The organism is Streptomyces sp. NPDC050658, assembly GCF_044457025.1.
In the GTDB taxonomy this organism is placed as follows: Bacteria; Actinomycetota; Actinomycetes; order Streptomycetales; family Streptomycetaceae; genus Streptomyces.
This window is the reverse complement of sequence record NZ_JBITGM010000019.1, coordinates 16,571-33,165: the sequence shown is the minus strand read 5'-3', so window position 1 is coordinate 33,165 and position 16,595 is coordinate 16,571. Positions and strand designations below refer to the sequence as shown.

At 71.3% G+C, this 16,595-nt stretch carries 11 protein-coding genes; 2 read left to right on the top strand and 9 right to left on the bottom strand.

The window, feature by feature from the left end; genetic code table 11:
* Positions 1-33 precede the first annotated feature (33 nt).
* On the top strand, positions 34-441 hold the full coding sequence (locus ACIBKX_RS39465) for an NTP pyrophosphohydrolase (protein WP_363276676.1): 408 nt from the start codon (positions 34-36) through the stop codon (positions 439-441).
* Here the strand turns inward: ACIBKX_RS39465 and ACIBKX_RS39460 are convergent.
* From ACIBKX_RS39460 to ACIBKX_RS39430, 7 genes are all read right to left on the bottom strand, one after another.
* Positions 417-1,907, bottom strand: coding sequence for a glycosyltransferase family 39 protein (locus ACIBKX_RS39460; RefSeq protein WP_363276677.1), 1,491 nt, complete (start codon positions 1,905-1,907; stop codon positions 417-419). The two genes, ACIBKX_RS39465 and ACIBKX_RS39460, sit on opposite strands and share 25 nt — an antisense overlap.
* Positions 1,908-1,979: 72 nt before the next feature.
* Entirely contained in the window at positions 1,980-3,518 is a 1,539-nt protein-coding gene (locus ACIBKX_RS39455; protein ID WP_399377254.1) for an amino acid permease, read from the bottom strand.
* Between the two features lie 391 nt (positions 3,519-3,909).
* Positions 3,910-5,844 carry a 1-deoxy-D-xylulose-5-phosphate synthase gene (gene dxs, locus ACIBKX_RS39450; RefSeq protein ID WP_363276696.1) on the bottom strand — a complete coding sequence of 645 codons (1,935 nt, stop codon included), beginning with the start codon at positions 5,842-5,844 and terminating at the stop codon, positions 3,910-3,912.
* A 192-nt stretch (positions 5,845-6,036) separates the two neighbouring features.
* Positions 6,037-7,335 carry a sugar ABC transporter permease gene (locus ACIBKX_RS39445; RefSeq protein ID WP_363276679.1) on the bottom strand — a complete coding sequence of 433 codons (1,299 nt, stop codon included), beginning with the start codon at positions 7,333-7,335 and terminating at the stop codon, positions 6,037-6,039.
* On the bottom strand, positions 7,332-8,120 hold the full coding sequence (locus ACIBKX_RS39440) for an ATP-binding cassette domain-containing protein (RefSeq protein WP_363276680.1): 789 nt from the start codon (positions 8,118-8,120) through the stop codon (positions 7,332-7,334). Before ACIBKX_RS39440 ends, ACIBKX_RS39445 begins: the two co-directional genes overlap by 4 nt.
* 193 nt (positions 8,121-8,313) lie before the next feature.
* Positions 8,314-9,426, bottom strand: coding sequence for a sugar ABC transporter substrate-binding protein (locus ACIBKX_RS39435; RefSeq protein WP_363276681.1), 1,113 nt, complete (start codon positions 9,424-9,426; stop codon positions 8,314-8,316).
* 120 nt (positions 9,427-9,546) lie between these two features.
* Positions 9,547-10,746, bottom strand: a complete 1,200-nt coding sequence (locus ACIBKX_RS39430; RefSeq protein ID WP_363276682.1) for an ROK family transcriptional regulator — start codon at positions 10,744-10,746, stop codon at positions 9,547-9,549.
* 306 nt (positions 10,747-11,052) lie between these two features.
* On the opposite strand from ACIBKX_RS39430, the gene ACIBKX_RS39425 reads away from it, so the two are divergent.
* The gene (locus ACIBKX_RS39425) at positions 11,053-12,639 is read left to right on the top strand and encodes a protein kinase (protein ID WP_363276683.1); all 1,587 of its coding nucleotides are present in this window, start codon (positions 11,053-11,055) and stop codon (positions 12,637-12,639) included.
* A gap of 53 nt (positions 12,640-12,692) precedes the next feature.
* Here ACIBKX_RS39425 and ACIBKX_RS39420 read toward each other — a convergent pair whose 3' ends face one another.
* Positions 12,693-16,052 (bottom strand): CHAT domain-containing protein, encoded by a 3,360-nt coding sequence (locus ACIBKX_RS39420; RefSeq protein ID WP_363276684.1) that lies wholly within the window; start codon positions 16,050-16,052, stop codon positions 12,693-12,695.
* A gap of 53 nt (positions 16,053-16,105) precedes the next feature.
* Positions 16,106-16,594 carry a hypothetical protein gene (locus ACIBKX_RS39415; protein ID WP_363276685.1) on the bottom strand — a complete coding sequence of 163 codons (489 nt, stop codon included), beginning with the start codon at positions 16,592-16,594 and terminating at the stop codon, positions 16,106-16,108.
* Position 16,595: the final 1 nt, after the last annotated feature.

Genomic DNA, 16,595 nt, shown 5'->3' with positions numbered 1-16,595 from the left:
CGGACCCCGGCCCTCGTATGCCAGGCTGATCCCATGCGAACTCTCCTCGTCGTCGACGGCGCCAACGTCGTCGGATCCGTACCCGACGGCTGGTGGCACGACCGGCGCGGGGCCGCCGAGCGACTGCGGGACCGGCTCGTCGCGTACGCCGGCGAAGGGCTCCCGGAGCATCCGGGACCGCTCGACGTCGTCCTCGTCGTCGAGGGCGCGGCGCGGGGCGTGGAGTCCGTCGAGGGCGTACGCGTGGTCTCCGCGCCCGGCAGCGGGGACGACCGGATCGTGGAGCTGGTCGCCGAGTCCGCGCCGCGGCACTGCGTGGTCGTCACCGCCGACCGCGAACTGCGCCGCAGGGTCGGCGAGTTGGGCGCCGAGCAGTTGGGGCCGCGCTCGGTGCGCCGTCCGTCGGAGGAGCGGGGTCAGCCCGGCCGCACACGCGAGTAGAACACCGCCCCGTCCACCGCCCCCGCCCGCTCGTACCCGGCGGCCAGCACCCGGCGCAGTGACGGCACGCGTTCGGGGGCGTACGGCTTGCCCCGTGAGTAGTCCACGATCAACGCGGGCGGCCGGGCGGCGAGTTCGGCGCGGAAGACCGGCCAGGCGCCGTCCACGGCGTACTTCTCGCCCACCTGGGGCCCGTCGCGGCCGCCGCTGTAGTTCGTGAGGAGCCCTGCCGTCAGATAGCGGCTCACGGGGGTCCGCTCGGCGAGCCAGTACGTCTCGGGGTGTATCCCCCACACCAGGACCCGGTCGTCCGGCGCGGTGCGGGCCCGGACCTCGCCCGCGAGCCGCTCGGCGTGCGCCAACTCGGGGCGCGGCGCGAGCATCCCCCAGGCCAGGAACAGCGCGCAGGCCCCGGCCGACACGGACAACGCCGTCACGGTCCGCTCGCGGGGCAGGATCTGCAGCGCGGCAGTGCCCAACAGGGCGAGCGGCGGGGCGAGTTGAAGGTAGTAGTGGCCGAAGAAGTGGAATCCGGCCAGGACCGCGCCGGCCGCCGAAGCGAGCCAGAGCCACAGCTCGGCCGAGCCGGTGCGGGCGATGCGCAGGACGCGTACGACGGGCGGAACGATCCCGGCGCAGGCCGCACCGAGGATCGCCGCGTTGGTCAGTCCCCGGGTGAGCACGTGCAGTTCGGAGCCGGTGAAGGAGGCGTAGGCGCCGGAGCCGGTGACCGTCCAGAAGAGGAACCCCGCCGGGTCGGTGGCCAGGGCCGCCCCGAGGACCGGCCCGCACAGCCCGACTCCCAGCCGCAGTACGTCACTTCCGCGGGCGCCCGACCGCCACAGCAGCCACGCCACCGGCACCAGCGTCGCTCCCCCGGTCTGCTTGGCCAGGAACGCGCAGGCCACCGCGGCGCCCGCGAGACCCCAGCGGCGCCGGTCGGCGCAGCACAGGGCGGCGGCCGTGCACGGCAGCATGAAGACCTCGAAGGTGGCCGCCTGTGTGTCCTCCGGGTTGAGGCCGGCCGAGACGAGGAGATACAGGACTCCGGCCGTGCGGCCCGCGCCGTCGCCCCAGCGGCGCCGGGCGACGCACACCAGCAGGACGGCGGTGGTGAGCTGGGCCGCGACCGCGAGTGCCTTCAGCGGGAGCAGGGTCGCGTCGCCGCAGAGCGCGAAGGCAGCCTCGTACAACCAGGGAACGAGGGGCGGCTTGCGGTCGACGACCGTTTCGTAGAGCGCTCCCCCGTCGGCCAACATCCGCGCCTGGACGGCGAGATAGCCCTCGTCCGGGCTCCACAGCGGCAGACGGAAGGAGGGGACGCGGGTGAGGACGGCCAGCGCGGCGAGGAGCGGGAGCAGGCGTCTCCAGTACGGGCCGCCGGGGGCCGTGGGCTGCTCCGTGCGCGGGCGCGGCACCCGGAGCGCGTGCACGGAGCGTAGGGGCGCGGTGGGCTCGGCGAGCATAGGGTGCACGCTATCCGGCCCCGCAGTCCGCGATAGAGCGGGACATACGGGGCCGGGGTGCGGAGAGAACGGCTACTGGACGTCACCGGCCGGCGGCGTCGGCTGCGCGCCGCGGCCCAACCGGCTGTGCGAGCGCCCGTACACGAAGTAGACGATGAAGCCGAGCACCATCCAGATGCCGAACCGCAGCCAGGTCTCGCCCGGCAGGTTCAGCATCAGCCACACCGAGGCGGCCACCGACAGGATGGGCACGAGCGGCACCAGCGGGGTGCGGAAGGCGCGGTGCAGTTCGGGGCGGGTGCGGCGCAGGACCATCACACCGATGGCCACGACGACGAACGCGAAGAGGGTGCCGATGTTCACCAGGGTCGCGAGTTCGTTGATGCTGGTGAAGCCCGCGATGACGGCGATGAGGACGCCGAGCAGGATGGTCGGGCGGTAGGGGGTCTTGAAGCGGGGGTGCGTGACGGAGAAGAAGCGCGGCAGGAGTCCGTCGCGGCTCATCGCGAAGAACACACGCGTCTGCCCGAGCAGCAGGATCAGACACACGGTGGTCAGGCCGACGGCGGCACCGAAGCTGATGGCGCCTGCGTACCAGGGATGGCCGGTGGCCTTGAAGGCGTCGGCGAGGGGAGCGCTGACGGACAGTTTGGTGTAGTGCTGCATGCCGGTGACCACGAGCGAGACGGCCACGTAGAGCACCGTGCAGATGAGGAGCGAGCCGAGGATGCCGCGCGGCATGTCGCGCTGCGGGTTCTTGGTCTCCTCGGCGGCGGTGGCCACCACGTCGAAGCCGATGAAGGCGAAGAAGACGACGGAGGCCGCGGTGAAGATGCCCATGACGCCGAAGTTGGTGGGCTCGTAGCCGAAGATCAGCTGAGCCATGGGGGCGTCTTCCCAGCCGAGACCGCTCTCGGGGGTCACCGCGTCGGGGATGAACGGCGAGTAGTTGTCACCGACGATGAAGAAGAGACCCGCGACGATCACGATCATGACCACCGTCACCTTGATGGCCACGACGACCGCGGTGATGTTGGCGGACAGCTTCATCCCGACCACCAGGACCGCGGTCAGCACCAGGACCAGCACGAAGGCCAGGATGTCGAAGGTGCCGCCGGCCACATCGGGACCTTCCAGCGCGTTCGGCAGATGCCAGTTCGCGTTGTCCATCAGGGAGCGCACATATCCGGACCAGCCGACCGCGACGACGGCCGTGCCGAGGGCGAATTCGAGGACGAGGTCCCAGCCGATGATCCAGGCGGGCAGCTCACCGATGGAGGCGTACGCGAAGGTGTACGCCGATCCGGCCACCGGGACGGTCGAGGCGAACTCGGCGTAGCACAGGGCCGCGAGGGCGCAGACGATGCCGGCGGCGACGAACGCCAGCGCGGTCGCGGGTCCCGCGTTCTCCTTGGCCACCTTGCCGGTCAGGACGAAGATGCCGGTGCCGATGATGACACCGACGCCGAATACCGTGAGGTCGAGGGCGGAGAGCGACTTCTTGAGCGCGTGCTCGGGCTCTTCGGTGTCCTGGATGGACTGCTCGACGCTCTTCGTTCTGAAAAGGGTGCTTGTCACGGGCGTACCTCCACGCTTTGTCGTCCTCGACATGATCGAGACGGGGGGTAAGCCGCAAGCTCCGGCACGGGGGTATTCACGCGAATGGGCCGGTGCCACCACCCGTACAGGGTGGGGGGACCGGCCCAGAGGGGCTGCTGGTTGACGCATCAGCCGCGAGCGGCTCCGCCGTTCGCGGGACACTGCCCGCGCCCTGCGACGCCCCGCGAGATCGCCGGGCCGGTTCCGCCGGCGGGGAGTTGCCCTCGACGGTGACGACCGACCTGTGATGCCCGGCCGTGGGCGCTCGCCCCGATCCTCAGGCCGAAGCCGGCGCCCGGAACGGTCAGCCGTGGCGGGCCGTGGCCAGCACACGGTGCCGCCGGGCAGCGCACCGCAGCGGGCGTTCACCCCGGCCCGCAGGTCGTGGTGAACGCCCGAGGTGTCAGTCCCGTGCAGGCTCCACCGCGTCCACCGAGTCCACCGCCGCCGCCCGCTCGAAGCGGCCGTCCAGCTTCGCCACCAGACCTGTCACCTGGCGGGCGATGTCCGGGGCCGTCAGGCCGATCTCCGTCATGACCTCCTTGCGGGAGGCGTGGTCCAGGAAGCGGGGCGGGATGCCGAAGTCGCGCAGCGGTACGTCGACGCCCGCGTCCCGCAGCGCCTGCGAGATCGCCGAGCCGACGCCGCCCGCGCGGGAGTTGTCCTCGACGGTGACGACCACGCGGTGCTGCTCCGCGAGCGGGGCCATCGCCTCGTCGACGGGCTTGACCCAGCGGGGGTCGACGACCGTCGTCGTGATGCCCTGCTTGTTCAGGAGGTCGGCGATCTCCAGGCACATGGGAGCCAGCGCGCCCACGGAGACCAGGAGCACGTCCGGACGGGTCGTGGCCGCCTTGCGCAGCACGTCCATGCCGCCGACCTTGCCGACCGCCTTGACTGCGGGGCCGACCGCGCCCTTCGAGTAGCGCACGACGGTCGGGGCGTCCTTGACCTCGACGGCCTCCCGCAGCTGCATCCGGACCTGGTCGGCGTCGCGCGGCGCGGCGATCCGCAGGGTCGGCACGCACTGCAGGATCGACATGTCCCACATGCCGTTGTGCGAGGCACCGTCCGAGCCGGTGACGCCCGCGCGGTCCAGGACGAAGGTGACCCCGCACTTGTGCAGCGCCACGTCCATCAGGAGCTGGTCGAAGGCGCGGTTGAGGAAGGTCGCGTACACCGCGAAGACGGGGTGCAGGCCGCCGGTGGCGAGGCCCGCCGCCGACACCGCCGCGTGCTGCTCGGCGATGCCCACGTCGTAGACCCGGTCCGGGAACGCCTTGGCGAACTTCTGCAGGCCGACCGGCTGCAGCATGGCCGCGGTGATCGCGACGATGTCCTCGCGCTCGCGGCCGAGCTTGACCATCTCCTCGCCGAATACGGACGTCCAGTCCATGCCGCCCGCGGCGATCGGCAGCCCCGTGTCGGGGTGGATCGGGCCGATGCCGTGGAAGTGGTCGGCCTCGTCCTCCTCGGCGGGCTTGTAGCCGCGCCCCTTCTCCGTGATGCAGTGCACGATCACCGGGCCGCCGAAGCGCTTGGCGCGCTGCAGGGCGGACTCCAGGGCCTCGATGTCGTGGCCGTCGATCGGTCCGACGTACTTGAGGCCGAGGTCCTCGAACATGCCCTGGGGCGCGATGAAGTCCTTCAGGCCCTTCTTGGCGCCGTGCAGCGTCTCGTAGAGCGGCTTGCCGACGACCGGCGTGCGCTCCAGGAGGTCCTTGCCGCGGGCCAGGAAGCGCTCGTAGCCGTCGGTGGTGCGCAGGGTCGCCAGGTGGTTCGCGAGGCCGCCGATGGTGGGGGCGTACGAGCGCTCGTTGTCGTTGACGACGATCACCAGCGGGCGGTCCTTGGCGGCCGCGATGTTGTTCAGGGCCTCCCAGGCCATGCCGCCGGTGAGCGCTCCGTCACCGATCACGGCGACGACGTGGTCGTCCTTGCCGCGCACCTGGTTGGCCTTGGCGAGCCCGTCGGCCCAGCCGAGGACGGTCGAGGCGTGCGAGTTCTCGATCACGTCGTGGTCGGACTCGGCGCGCGAGGGGTAGCCGGAGATGCCGCCCTTGGTGCGCAGCCCGGAGAAGTCCTGGCGGCCGGTGAGCAGCTTGTGCACATAGCCCTGGTGGCCGGTGTCGAAGAGGATCTTGTCCTGGGGGGACTCGAAGACGCGGTGCATGGCGATGGTGAGCTCGACCACGCCGAGGTTGGGGCCGAGGTGGCCGCCTGTCTTGGAGACTGCGTCGACGAGGAACGTACGGATCTCGCCCGCCAGCTGGATCAGCTCCTCCTGGCTGAGCCGGTCCAGATCGCGCGGTCCCCTGATGCGGGTCAGCAGCGGCACCCGTGCCTCCTTGCAGTAGAGCTGTTCGAGCATTGACCGGATGTTGCCCGGGCCCGCCCGAGTCTAATGTTCCGCCGTTGACGGCGGCGTCCGGGCCGGGAGTTGTGCGTCACGCGATCGGCGGTAGACAGAGAGCTGCCCGGCACCGCGCCGTTGCGGTGCCGGGCAGCCCCCGATCGGGGTTCTGGCAGGTCAGGCGCGGCCTGCCGTTTTCTGGGTCTTGCGGGTGACGGAGTCGATCACGACCGTGGCGAGCAGTACGCCACCGGTGATCATGTACTGGACCGGCGTCGCGATTCCCTCGAGAGCCAAGCCGTACTGGATCGACGTGATGACCATGACACCGAGGAGGGCGTTCCAGGTGCGGCCCCGGCCGCCGAAGAGGCTGGTGCCGCCGATGACGGCCGCCGCGATGGCGTTCATCAGGAGGTCACCGGTGCCGGCGCCCTGGTTGGCGGCGGCGATCTTGGAGGCCATGAAGAGGCCGCCGACGGCCGCGAAGGTACCGGCGATGGCGTAGACCGACGTACGGATCAGCGTGACGTTGATGCCCGCGCGGCGGGACGCCTCGACGCTGCCGCCGAGCGCGAAGATCTTGCGGCCGTAGCCGGTGCGGCGCAGCGTGAAGTCGGTGCCGACCAGGACCACCAGGAAGATCACCAGGGCCAGCGGGAGGCCCTTGTACTGGTTGAACATGATCGCTGCGGCGAAGGCGACGATCGCCAGGGCCACCGTGCGCAGCACGATCTCGCTCAGCGGCCTGGACGGGACGCCGGCCGCGTCACGGCGGCGGCTGTCCAGGAAGGAGGAGAGGAAGAAGGCCGCGACCGCGACGATCGCGAGGCCGTAGGCCGCGGCGACGTCCGTGAAGTAGTACGAGGTCAGCTTGGCGATCAGGCCTTCGGAGTCCAGGTTGATCGTGCCGTTGTCGCCCAGGATCTGGAGCATGAAGCCCTGCCAGAACAGCAGGCCGGCCAGGGTGACGGCGAACGCCGGGGCGCCGATGCGCGCGAAGAAGAAGCCGTGGATGGTGCCGATCACCGTACCGGTGAGGATGGCGACGATCAGGGCCAGCCACTCGGACATGCCGTGGGTGACGGCGAGCACGGCGGCGACGGCTCCCGCGACACCGCTGACGGAGCCGACGGACAGGTCGATCTCGCCGAGCAGCAGCACGAAGACGATGCCGACGGCGATCATGCCGGTGCCGACCATGGCGACGGAGATGTTGCTGAGGTTCTCCGCGGTCATGAAGCGCGAGTTCATCGAGGCGAAGATCGCCCAGATGATGATCAGGCCCACGACGACCGGGATGGATCCCAGGTCACCGGCGCGCATCTTGCGCTTGAACTCGGTGAGGTATCCGGCGAAGCCCTGTTCGCGGACGAGCAGGCGGGGGTCGACGGCGGTGACGGCGTCGGCCGCGGCGGCCGGGGCGTCGACGGGGGCGTCGGATGCGTCGCCGGGCGTGGAGGTCTTGTCGATGCTCACTTCTGGGCCTCCCCATTGCGCGCCGCGCGACGGGTCACGGCGTTGTCCGTGGCGCCCGTGATGGCGGAGATGATCTCTTCCTGCGAGGTGGCCTTCACGTCGAAGACTCCGTTGTTCCGGCCGAGCCGGAGCACCGCCACCTTGTCGGCGACGGCCTTGACGTCCGCCATGTTGTGGCTGATGAGGATGACCGCGTGGCCGCGCTCGCGCAGCCGCTCGACGAGGTCGAGGACCTGGGCGGTCTGCTCGACGCCGAGGGCTGCGGTCGGCTCGTCGAGGATGACGAGCTGCGGCTCGCCGAGCATCGAGCGGGCGATCGCCACGGTCTGGCGCTGGCCGCCGGAGAGCGAGGCGATGGGGATGCGGACGCTGGGGATGCGGATCGACAGCGTGGTGAGCAGCTCGCGGGCGCGGCGCTCCATCTCGACCTCGTTGAGCACGCCGCGCCTGCGCAGCTCACGCCCGAGGTAGAGATTGCCGACGACGTCGATGTTGTCGCACAGCGCGAGGTCCTGGTAGACGGTCGCGATGCCCAGGTTCTGGGCGTCGTGCGGCTTGTTGATCGATACGGCCTTGCCTTCCCACTCGATGACGCCGTCATCGATGGGGTGCACGCCGGCGATCGTCTTGACCAGCGTGGACTTTCCTGCGCCGTTGTCGCCGACGAGGGCGACCACCTCGCCGGCGTGGACCTCAAGCTCTACGTCGGTGAGCGCCTGGACGGCACCGAATCGCTTGGAGACCCCGCGCAACGCCAACACGGGCGTAGCGGACACGTGAACCATCTCCTTCGCCGCCTGACCCGGCGGGAGGTTGAACAGAAGAGAACGAGAAGAACGAGGGGTACGGGACGGACGGGCCGGCCCGAGAAGTGACCAGAGGGTGTTTCTGTCCGGCGCCCCGCAGAGCTGCGGGGCTGTTGGAGCGAGGCACCGGACAGGCCTCAATGGTGGTGAAGTCCCGCGCGGAGGGCAGGACTTACTTCAGGCCGACCTTGCCGCAGTCGGCCTTGTACTTGGCCGTGCAGATCTCGTCGACGGAGTAGATGCCGTCCTTGATGACGGTCTCCTTGATGTTCTTGTCGGTCAGCGAGACGACCGGCACGAGCACCGTGGGAACGCTCTTGGTGGTGGGGCTGTCGACGGTGGTCTTGGCGATGGAGTCGAGCTTCTCGCCCTTGCCGAGCGCGACGGCCATCTCCGCGGCGACCTTGGCCTCCGCCGGGTAGGACTTGTAGACGCTCATGAACTGCTCGCCCGCGACGATGCGCTGCACGCCGGCCAGCTCGGCGTCCTGGCCGGTGACCGGCGGGAGCTTGGAGAGGCCCGCGGCCTTGAGGGCGGTGATGATGCCGCCCGCCATGCCGTCGTTCGCGGAGTAGACGCCGTCGATCTTGTCCTTGCCGAGGGCCGAGATCGCGCCCTCCATGTTGGCGTTGGCGTTCTCCGGCTTCCACTCCTTGGTGTCGTACGACTTGCCGACCTTGACCTTGCCCTTGAGGACGGACTCGGCGCCCTTCTTGAAGAGCTTGGCGTTCGGGTCGGTGATCGCGCCGTTCATCATCACGATCTGGCCGCCCTTGGCCTTGTCGCCGAGGGCCTCGAGGAGGGCCTTGCCCTGGACGCGGCCGACCTCTTCGTTGTCGAACGAGGTGTACGCGTCGATGGGGCCCTCGGCAAGGCGGTCGTACGCCACGACGGGGATGCCCGCGTCCTTGGCCTTCTTGACCGAACCGGCGATCGCCTTGGAGTCCACGGCGTCCACGATCAGCACGTCCACCTTGTTGGTGATCATGGTGTCGGCCTGCTGGTTCTGGACGGAGGCGTCCTGCTTGGCGTTGGCGTAGGTGACCTTCGCCTTGCCGTCGGTCAGCTCCTTGATGTGCTTCTCGATCAGCGGCTTGTCGAACTTCTCGTAACGCGCGGTCTGGTTCTCCGGCAGGAGCAGACCTATGTTCAGCGCGTCGCCCTTCTTGGCGGACTCATTGTCCTTGTCACCGCCGGACTCCTTGGCGCTGCCACAGGCGGCGAGGGTGACGGCCATGGTGGTGGCGGCTACGGCAACGGCGGCACGACGCATACGCGTGTTCATTCGGGAACCTCCCTGACGTGGCCGCGTCGTTGCGGCCGAGGTGGCTCGAAGTCAACTCGGCCGCCACACCAGCGTCAAGGAGTAAATCCTTAACGAGATGACAACGGTGCCATGCGTTATCTAAGTGAAGGCAGGTGCGACCGCGGGCAGCGATCCGTCCAAAAGGGTTGAATCACCCATCTCGCTGAGGGCGAGGGCCAGCGCCCCGAGCACCTCGGCACGGCCGCCAAGTGCCCCCGGAAGCACGGAGAGTTGACGCGCGGCGCTGGGGATCGCATAGCGCCCCACGGACTCCCTGATCGGCCCGAGGACCAGCTCACCGGCCTCCGCGAGATCGCCGCCGAGGACGACCCGGCTGGGGTTCAGGAGGTTGCAGAGATTCGCCACACCGCTGCCGATGTGCCGCCCGACGTCCGCGATCACCCGGCGGCATCCCGGGTCGCCGTCGCGCGCGAGGGCCACCACGCGCTCCATGGTCAGATCGGTGCCGTGGCTGGACTGGAGCAGGGGCAGCACATAGCGGGCCGCGGTGAAGGTCTCCAGGCAGCCGCGGTTTCCGCAGCGGCAGACCGGGCCCGACTCGTCCAGGGTGATGTGGCCGATCTCGCCCGCCGTGCCGCCGGGGCCGCGGTAGATCCGCCCGTCGATCACGAGACCGGCGCCGACACCGCTCGCGACCTTGATGTACGCCAGGTCCTTGACCCCGCGGCCGCCGCCCCAGACCAGCTCGCCGAGCGCGCCCAGGTTGGCGTCGTTGTCGACGTGCACGGGCACCCCGAGCCGGCCGCCCAGCTCCTCGGCTGGCTTGGTGCCGGTCCAGCCCGGCAGGATCGACGTCGAGCCGAGCGTCCCGGACTCCACGTCGATGGGCCCCGGCACACCGAGCCCGACCCCGGCGATCTTCGAGCGGTCCACGCCGGTGGCCGCGATCAGCCTGCTGACCAGCTGCTCGGCCCGGTCGAAGCCCTGCGCGGCGGACGCGTCCACGTCCAGCGGCTCGGACTCCTCGGCGAGCACCTGGTGCGCGAGGTTCCCGACGGCCACCCGCAGGTGCGTGTGGCCGAAGTCGACGCCGATGACGATGCCCGCGTCGCCGCTGAGCGAGACGCTGCGGGCCCTGCGGCCGCCTGCCGAGGTGGGCGTGACCTCGACCGTTCCGCCGTCCTTGAGCTCCCGGACGATGTTGGAGACCGTGGCCGCCGAGAGCCCGGTCGTCCTCGCGATCTCCGCCTGAGTGAGCGAACCGGCGAGACGCACGGCACGCACGACCCGCTCGAGATTGGCCCGGTGCAGCGACGACTGCGACCCAGGAGTCTCCATTGACTCACCCTTTGCCCTCTTTACGGACGACCCGAGGCCCCCCGCGACGCCGGTCCCGGAACGACTACCGGGCCATGTACAAGTTGTGAACTCCAAACTCTGCTGAAGGAGATGCCGCAGTCAAGTCGTTGACGGAAATCCGCCGAGGTGACCTGCCCGACCCCGCAGACCCCTACCGGTCGGCCCGACGGACTTGGCGTGAATGCGTTTGGGCGGCATCGGCAGAGCCCCCGGGCTCTTGTCCGGGGTTCGAAGGGCACGAGACGCTCTGTGTGTTCTGTCGTACGGTCCGGCACGGGGGGCGCGGTGAAACGGTTGACGGTGACCGATCCGGTGGAGGTGGGGCGGTACCGCTCGATCGCGGAGCTCGGCCGGGGCGGCATGGGCCGGGTCCTGCTGAGCAGCGCCCCGGACGGCCGCCTGGTCGCGCTGAAGCAGGTGCGCCCGCAGTTCGTCGAGGACGACGGCTTCCGGGCCCGGTTCCGCCGCGAGGTGGCGGCCTCCCGCAAGGTGTCCGGCGCCCACACGTCGGCCGTGATCGACGCGGACGCGGACGCGGAAGAGCCGTGGCTGACATCGGAGTTCGTGCCCGGCCCCTCGCTGCAGCAGGCGGTGTCCACCGTCGGCGCGCTGCCGGAGGAGGCGGTCCTGCGCATGGCCGCGGGGCTTGCCTCGGCGCTGGTCGACATCCACCGGGCCGGTCTGGTGCACCGGGACCTCAAGCCGTCCAATGTGCTGCTCGCCGACGACGGGCCCCGCGTGATCGACTTCGGCATCGCGCGGGCGACCGACACCGAGACCGGTACCGGCACCACGGAGCTGACCCACACGGGACGGCTGGTCGGCTCGCCCGGCTTCATGTCACCGGAGCAGGCGCAGGGGCAGCCGCTCGGACCGGCCAGCGACATGTTCTCGCTGGGGACGGTACTGGTCATGGCGTGCACGGGGACGTGCCCGTTCGTCGGGCCCTCCATGCCGCAGACGCTGTACAACATCGTGCACACCGAGCCCGACCTCGGCGGGCTGCCCGCGAGGGTCCGCCCGCTCGTGACCCGCTGCCTGGCGAAGAACCCCGAGGAGCGGCCGACGCCTGCCCGGCTCCTGGCGGACATCGGCCGGATCACGGCGCGGGAGCGGCCCTGGCCCGCCGAGGTGCACGAGCTCATCGCGGCACAGCAGGCCGAAATCACCCGGCTCCGGGCGGAGTTGGAGGCCGCGGTCGTCGTCCAAGGGCCGCCGCCCGGCGCGGAAGGCCCCACAGGTCCGGCGCCCCGGCCCCGGCGCGGGTACGCCGCCCTCGCGGTGACGGCCGTCGTGGTCGCCGCGCTGACCGCCACGACCCTCATCGCCCTGTTCTCCGGGGGCGACGGCGACACCATCACCACCGACCCGCCGCCACGGGTGACCGAGACGGTGGAGCGGACTCCCGCGCAGCGGCCCCCCGAGCCGACCGTCCAGCCGTCGCCGCCCGCCGAGAAGGAAGCGACACCCACGGCCGGGACCTCCGCCGTGACCGAGCCCTCCCGGCAGCCCCCGCCGAGGAGCGGGACACGGCCGAGCACACGGCCCGCCGCCATCGCCGACTGCGGCGGGAAGGCGCTGGACAGGCCGAACGATCTCCTCCTCGCCTGCGGCGACGGGAAGGTGGGCCTGCTGGGTCTGTCGTGGTCGGGCTGGGGCGAGCCCACCGCCCGCGCCACCGGGCGTGGGTGGCACGTCATCTGCGAGCCGAACTGCGCCAGTGGCTGGGAGGCCAAGTACGCGGTGACAGTGACCGTCACCGGACTGGTCGGCGGGCGCTACACGTCCATGCGGGTCGACGCTCCGCAATCGCCGGACGACCGGGTCCGCTCGTACTCACTCGACGCGTACGGACCGACGAGCCGCGACTGACACCCGCCTCTCACCCGCCCCTCACCCGCCCCGCGATGCCGCTGATGCACCCCTCACACGCCCCACGCCGTGAACGCCCCCCAGTAGACCGGCGAAGCGAACGGGCGGTCCTTGGTCGCCCTCGCGTGGGCGGCGTACCGCTCTCCGAGGGCCGCGAGGTGCGGGTGGGTGTCCGTGAAGCTCGCGAACTCGTCCCAGGTGAGGCAGCGCATCCAGCGGCGCGCGCGGCGCAGCGCCGGCACCGGTTCACCGGCTTCGCACAGGATCTCGTAGAACCGTGTCATCAGGAACGCGGTCGCCATGTCGTCCACCTGCCACAGGCTGGTCACCGCGCAGGCGGCGCCCGCCTGGAGGAAAGCGGCCGGAAGTCCGAGGAACTCGTCGGGAGCCTCGATGATGCCGTAGTGCCCCGACTGGCAGGCGCTGGCCACCGCCAGTCGGCAGTGCGGCAGTTGGTGGCGTACGAGGGTGTCCATGTCCAGGTGGCCGTCGGCGAGCACGAGTGAGCCGCCCCGGCTGTCGGAGCCCGCGGTGCCGTGACAGCTCAGGTGCAGATACGACGCGTCGGCGAGGTGGTCGAGGGTCCAGCTCACCGTGGCTTCCTCCCCCACCGCCCGGCTGAGCCGACCGCGCGGCGCGAACAGCGCCTGGATCTCGGCGAGTTCGCTGCGGCTACCGGGGAGTGAGCCGTCGGGGTCGGTGACGGCCACCAGGCGCGGCGCGGCAAGCGGCGGGCGGGCGGCCCGTGCGCGGGAGGATGCGTAGACCGCCGCGGACGGGGCGAGGGTCAGGGTGCCGAGGTCGTCGACCACGCGGCCTTGGCCGGGGCCGAGCGGCACGGCGTGCAGGGGGACCAGGCCGAGCAGACCGGTCGGGACGAGTACCGCCTCCTTGCTCGGGTCGTCCGCGAAGAGCTCGGCGAGGGGGCGCAGGAGCGGTTCGAGGACCGTGAGGCGCTCCAGGGTCGAGGGGAAGGTACGCCGTCGCGCCAGCCTCGTGCCGTGCTGCGCGAGCCAGAGTCCGACGGTGCCCTCGTCCGGGTCGCTGACCAGGAGGTGCAGCAGGGTGACGCTGCTGACCTCCGGGACGTGCACGGCCCGTACGGCAGGGGCGGCGTCTGAGACGGCTCCGGTGACAGCTCCGGTGACGGCGCCGGTGACAGTTCCGGTGACAGCGAGGACGTAGCTGCCCCAGGGCGCGTTGACCAGGTAGGCGAGCGGTACGCCGCCCGCGGCTCTGACGATGTCGCGCAGTTCGGTGGTACGCAGGAAGTCTTCGAAGCCGGGAATCTCGCGGATCTCCTCGACCACGGCGCGCAGGGCGCGTTCCGCCTCCGCCTGCACCCGGGTCACGGGGGCGGGGCCGCCGGGCGCTGTCGCGGCGGGTCCGGTGATGGAGGTGCCGTAGCGGCTCCAGGCGGTGCGGTAGCGGCGGGCCATGACGGGGTCGACGCGGTCGAGTTCCGTGAGGTCGGCCGCGCCGCGCCCGGTCACCACCGACAGCTCGCAGGCGAGGCCGCGTTCGAGCGCTTCCACCGCGCGCTCGGGGCGGCCCGCTCGGGCCAGCAGGAAGGCGGTCCAGCGGGCGAGCCGGTCGACCTGCACGAGGACGTCGCGGCGGCCGGCGACGGTCACTTGGGCGTCGTAGAGCGCGCTCACTGCGGTCAGCATGTCGGACGCGATGTCCGACGCCTCTTCCCACTGCCCGTCATCCGCGCAGGAGTTGAGGAGCTCCCTGGCGATGTTGAGGTGCAGGGAGGGCGCGAGGGCGGGCGGTGTGGCGGCGAGGGCCGCATGACGCAGCCGACGGCTCTCGGCGTTGTCCGGCCCGTCGATGAGGTCCCCGGCCAGAGCCAGCAGCCAGGTGACGCGGCCGGTGTTGAGGAGGCCGGGGCGTGCCGTGGCCAGGTCGAGTGCGGCGGTCGCGGCGGCCCGTGCGCCACGGGCGTCCGGGGGGTCTCGGGTGAGCAGCAGGTCGGCCAGGTTGCACTGGGCCTGCGACCAGAGGGCGGGGTCGTCGCCGGGGCCGAGGTGGAGCAGGGCGTCGCGGTAGCTGCGCTCGGCCTCGCGCAGGTCGTCCGGCTCGGCTCGGCGCTGGAGGAGCAGGCCCAGATTGACCATGGAGTAGGACCAGTTGACGGTGGAGCGCTCGGGGGAGCGTTCTTCGAGCCCGGCCCTGATGCGGTCGATGCCGAGAGTGAGGTCCCCGGCGTCGCCGCCCGGCCGCGCCGACAGGAGCAGTCCGTAGTTGGTCTGGATGCGCGCCCAGTACTCGGGGTGTTCGCGCCGGTCGAGGGTGCTCGCGCGGGCGAGCAGGTCGCGGGCGGTCTCCCAGACCTCCAGGCGGTCGCCGTCATCGCGCGCGTAGTGCGCGCTGGCGAGGTTGTTGGCCGTGTGCACCCATTCCGGACTGCCTTCGGGGAGCCGGTCCAGGGCGCGTTCGAGGAGTGTGACCGCCTCGGACAGGTCGGCGTCGGGCCTGGCGTGGGCGGCGGCCACCAGGCTCTCGCCGAGCAGGGCGGCCAGCTCGGTCTCCAGCTCCCGCTCGCCGAGGTCGGCGGCGAGGTCCAGTGCCTCGCGGGCCGCTGCGACGGACTCGACTCCTTCGGTGGCGCGAGCCCTCTCGTACAGCGCGTACAGCCGTCCCCGCAGCTCGCCGCCCAGGGCGCTCAGGGAGTCGAAGTAGCGCTTCAGCGCCTCCTCCTGTGGGGTGCGGCCGTCGCAGAGGTCGTCCAGGAGCCGCTGGCGCCGTCGCAGATCCGGTTCGTACGGGGCGCCCGTGGCGTCCTCCAGCTCCGCCCGGCCGGCGTCGCGCACCTTTGTGTCACGGGTCAGCTCCGGGTGCGTACACAGGAGTTCCCTGAGCTGGTCCGGGAGGCTGGTCAGTACGGCGTACAGCAGCCCGCTCACCTCGGCCTCCTCGCGGTCCTCCGCGAGGTAGTGGAGGAAGGTCTCGTAGTTGTCGGCCGTCGGCTCCCCCTGCGGCGCCAGCTGCGCGCGGGCCGCCTCGGGGTCGGCCAGGTCCCGGTCGAGGTCGCGGGTGAGGACGACAGGGAGCAGTCTGCGGGGCAGCGGGAGCACCTGGCCGTGGAAGACGGTGTCGCGGAAGGCCCCGGCCTGCCTTGCCTCTTCCAGGAGGACGGGCGCGGACGGCAGGGATCCCGACCGGAGTTCCGCGAGGGAGAGCGCGAGCAGCAGCGGCGCCGTCGCCCCGGGCCGCAGGACCAGCAGCGGCGCGTCCACGGTCGCCTTCGCGCCGCATCCGGGGCACTGCGCCCACGACAGGCCGGGCGTCTCGGCCGTCAGGATGTCGGCGCGTTCGCGGGCGTCGACGATGCGCCATACGACGGCCGTGCGCTCCTGCTCGCACTCCTCGCACCGCCACGCGTGCGTCGCCCTCGCCGAGACCGCCATCCTGCCTCCGTGGGTACGCCCGGCCGGGACCGCCCGCCGGAGCTGCCGACCGCCTACTTGCCTCCGCCGATTCGCGACAGCAGGGCCGTGAAGACCCGTCCGAGAGCGGCCTCCTTCATGGCCCGCTTATGGATGATCAGGCTCCACTTGCCCTGGGTGTCCCGCTTCACGCGGACCTCGGTCTGCAGGAGTACGACGACGAGCACCGTGACCGAGAGCCCGACGGGGTCGAAGCGCTCCATCGGCGAGCGCGCGTAGTCGACGGCCTCGCCGACCGTGCGCGACAGGTTCTCGTCGAGGGAGGCGGCGTACTCCAGCGCGGCGCGCGCCAGATCCCCTTCGGACGCCTCGGGCCGGTCCGGCCCGAGGTACTCCGCGATGTCCGCGCTCTCCAGCGTCTCCGCCAGCTCCCCGCCGTCCCAGTCGGCCGCGCGCGCCCGGGGAAGCAGTCCCTGCTCCTCGACCACGACCTCAAGGGCGCGCACGGCGGCCTCATCAGGGAGCTCCCGGATGTCACGCGCCAGCTGATCTCGCATCTGCATG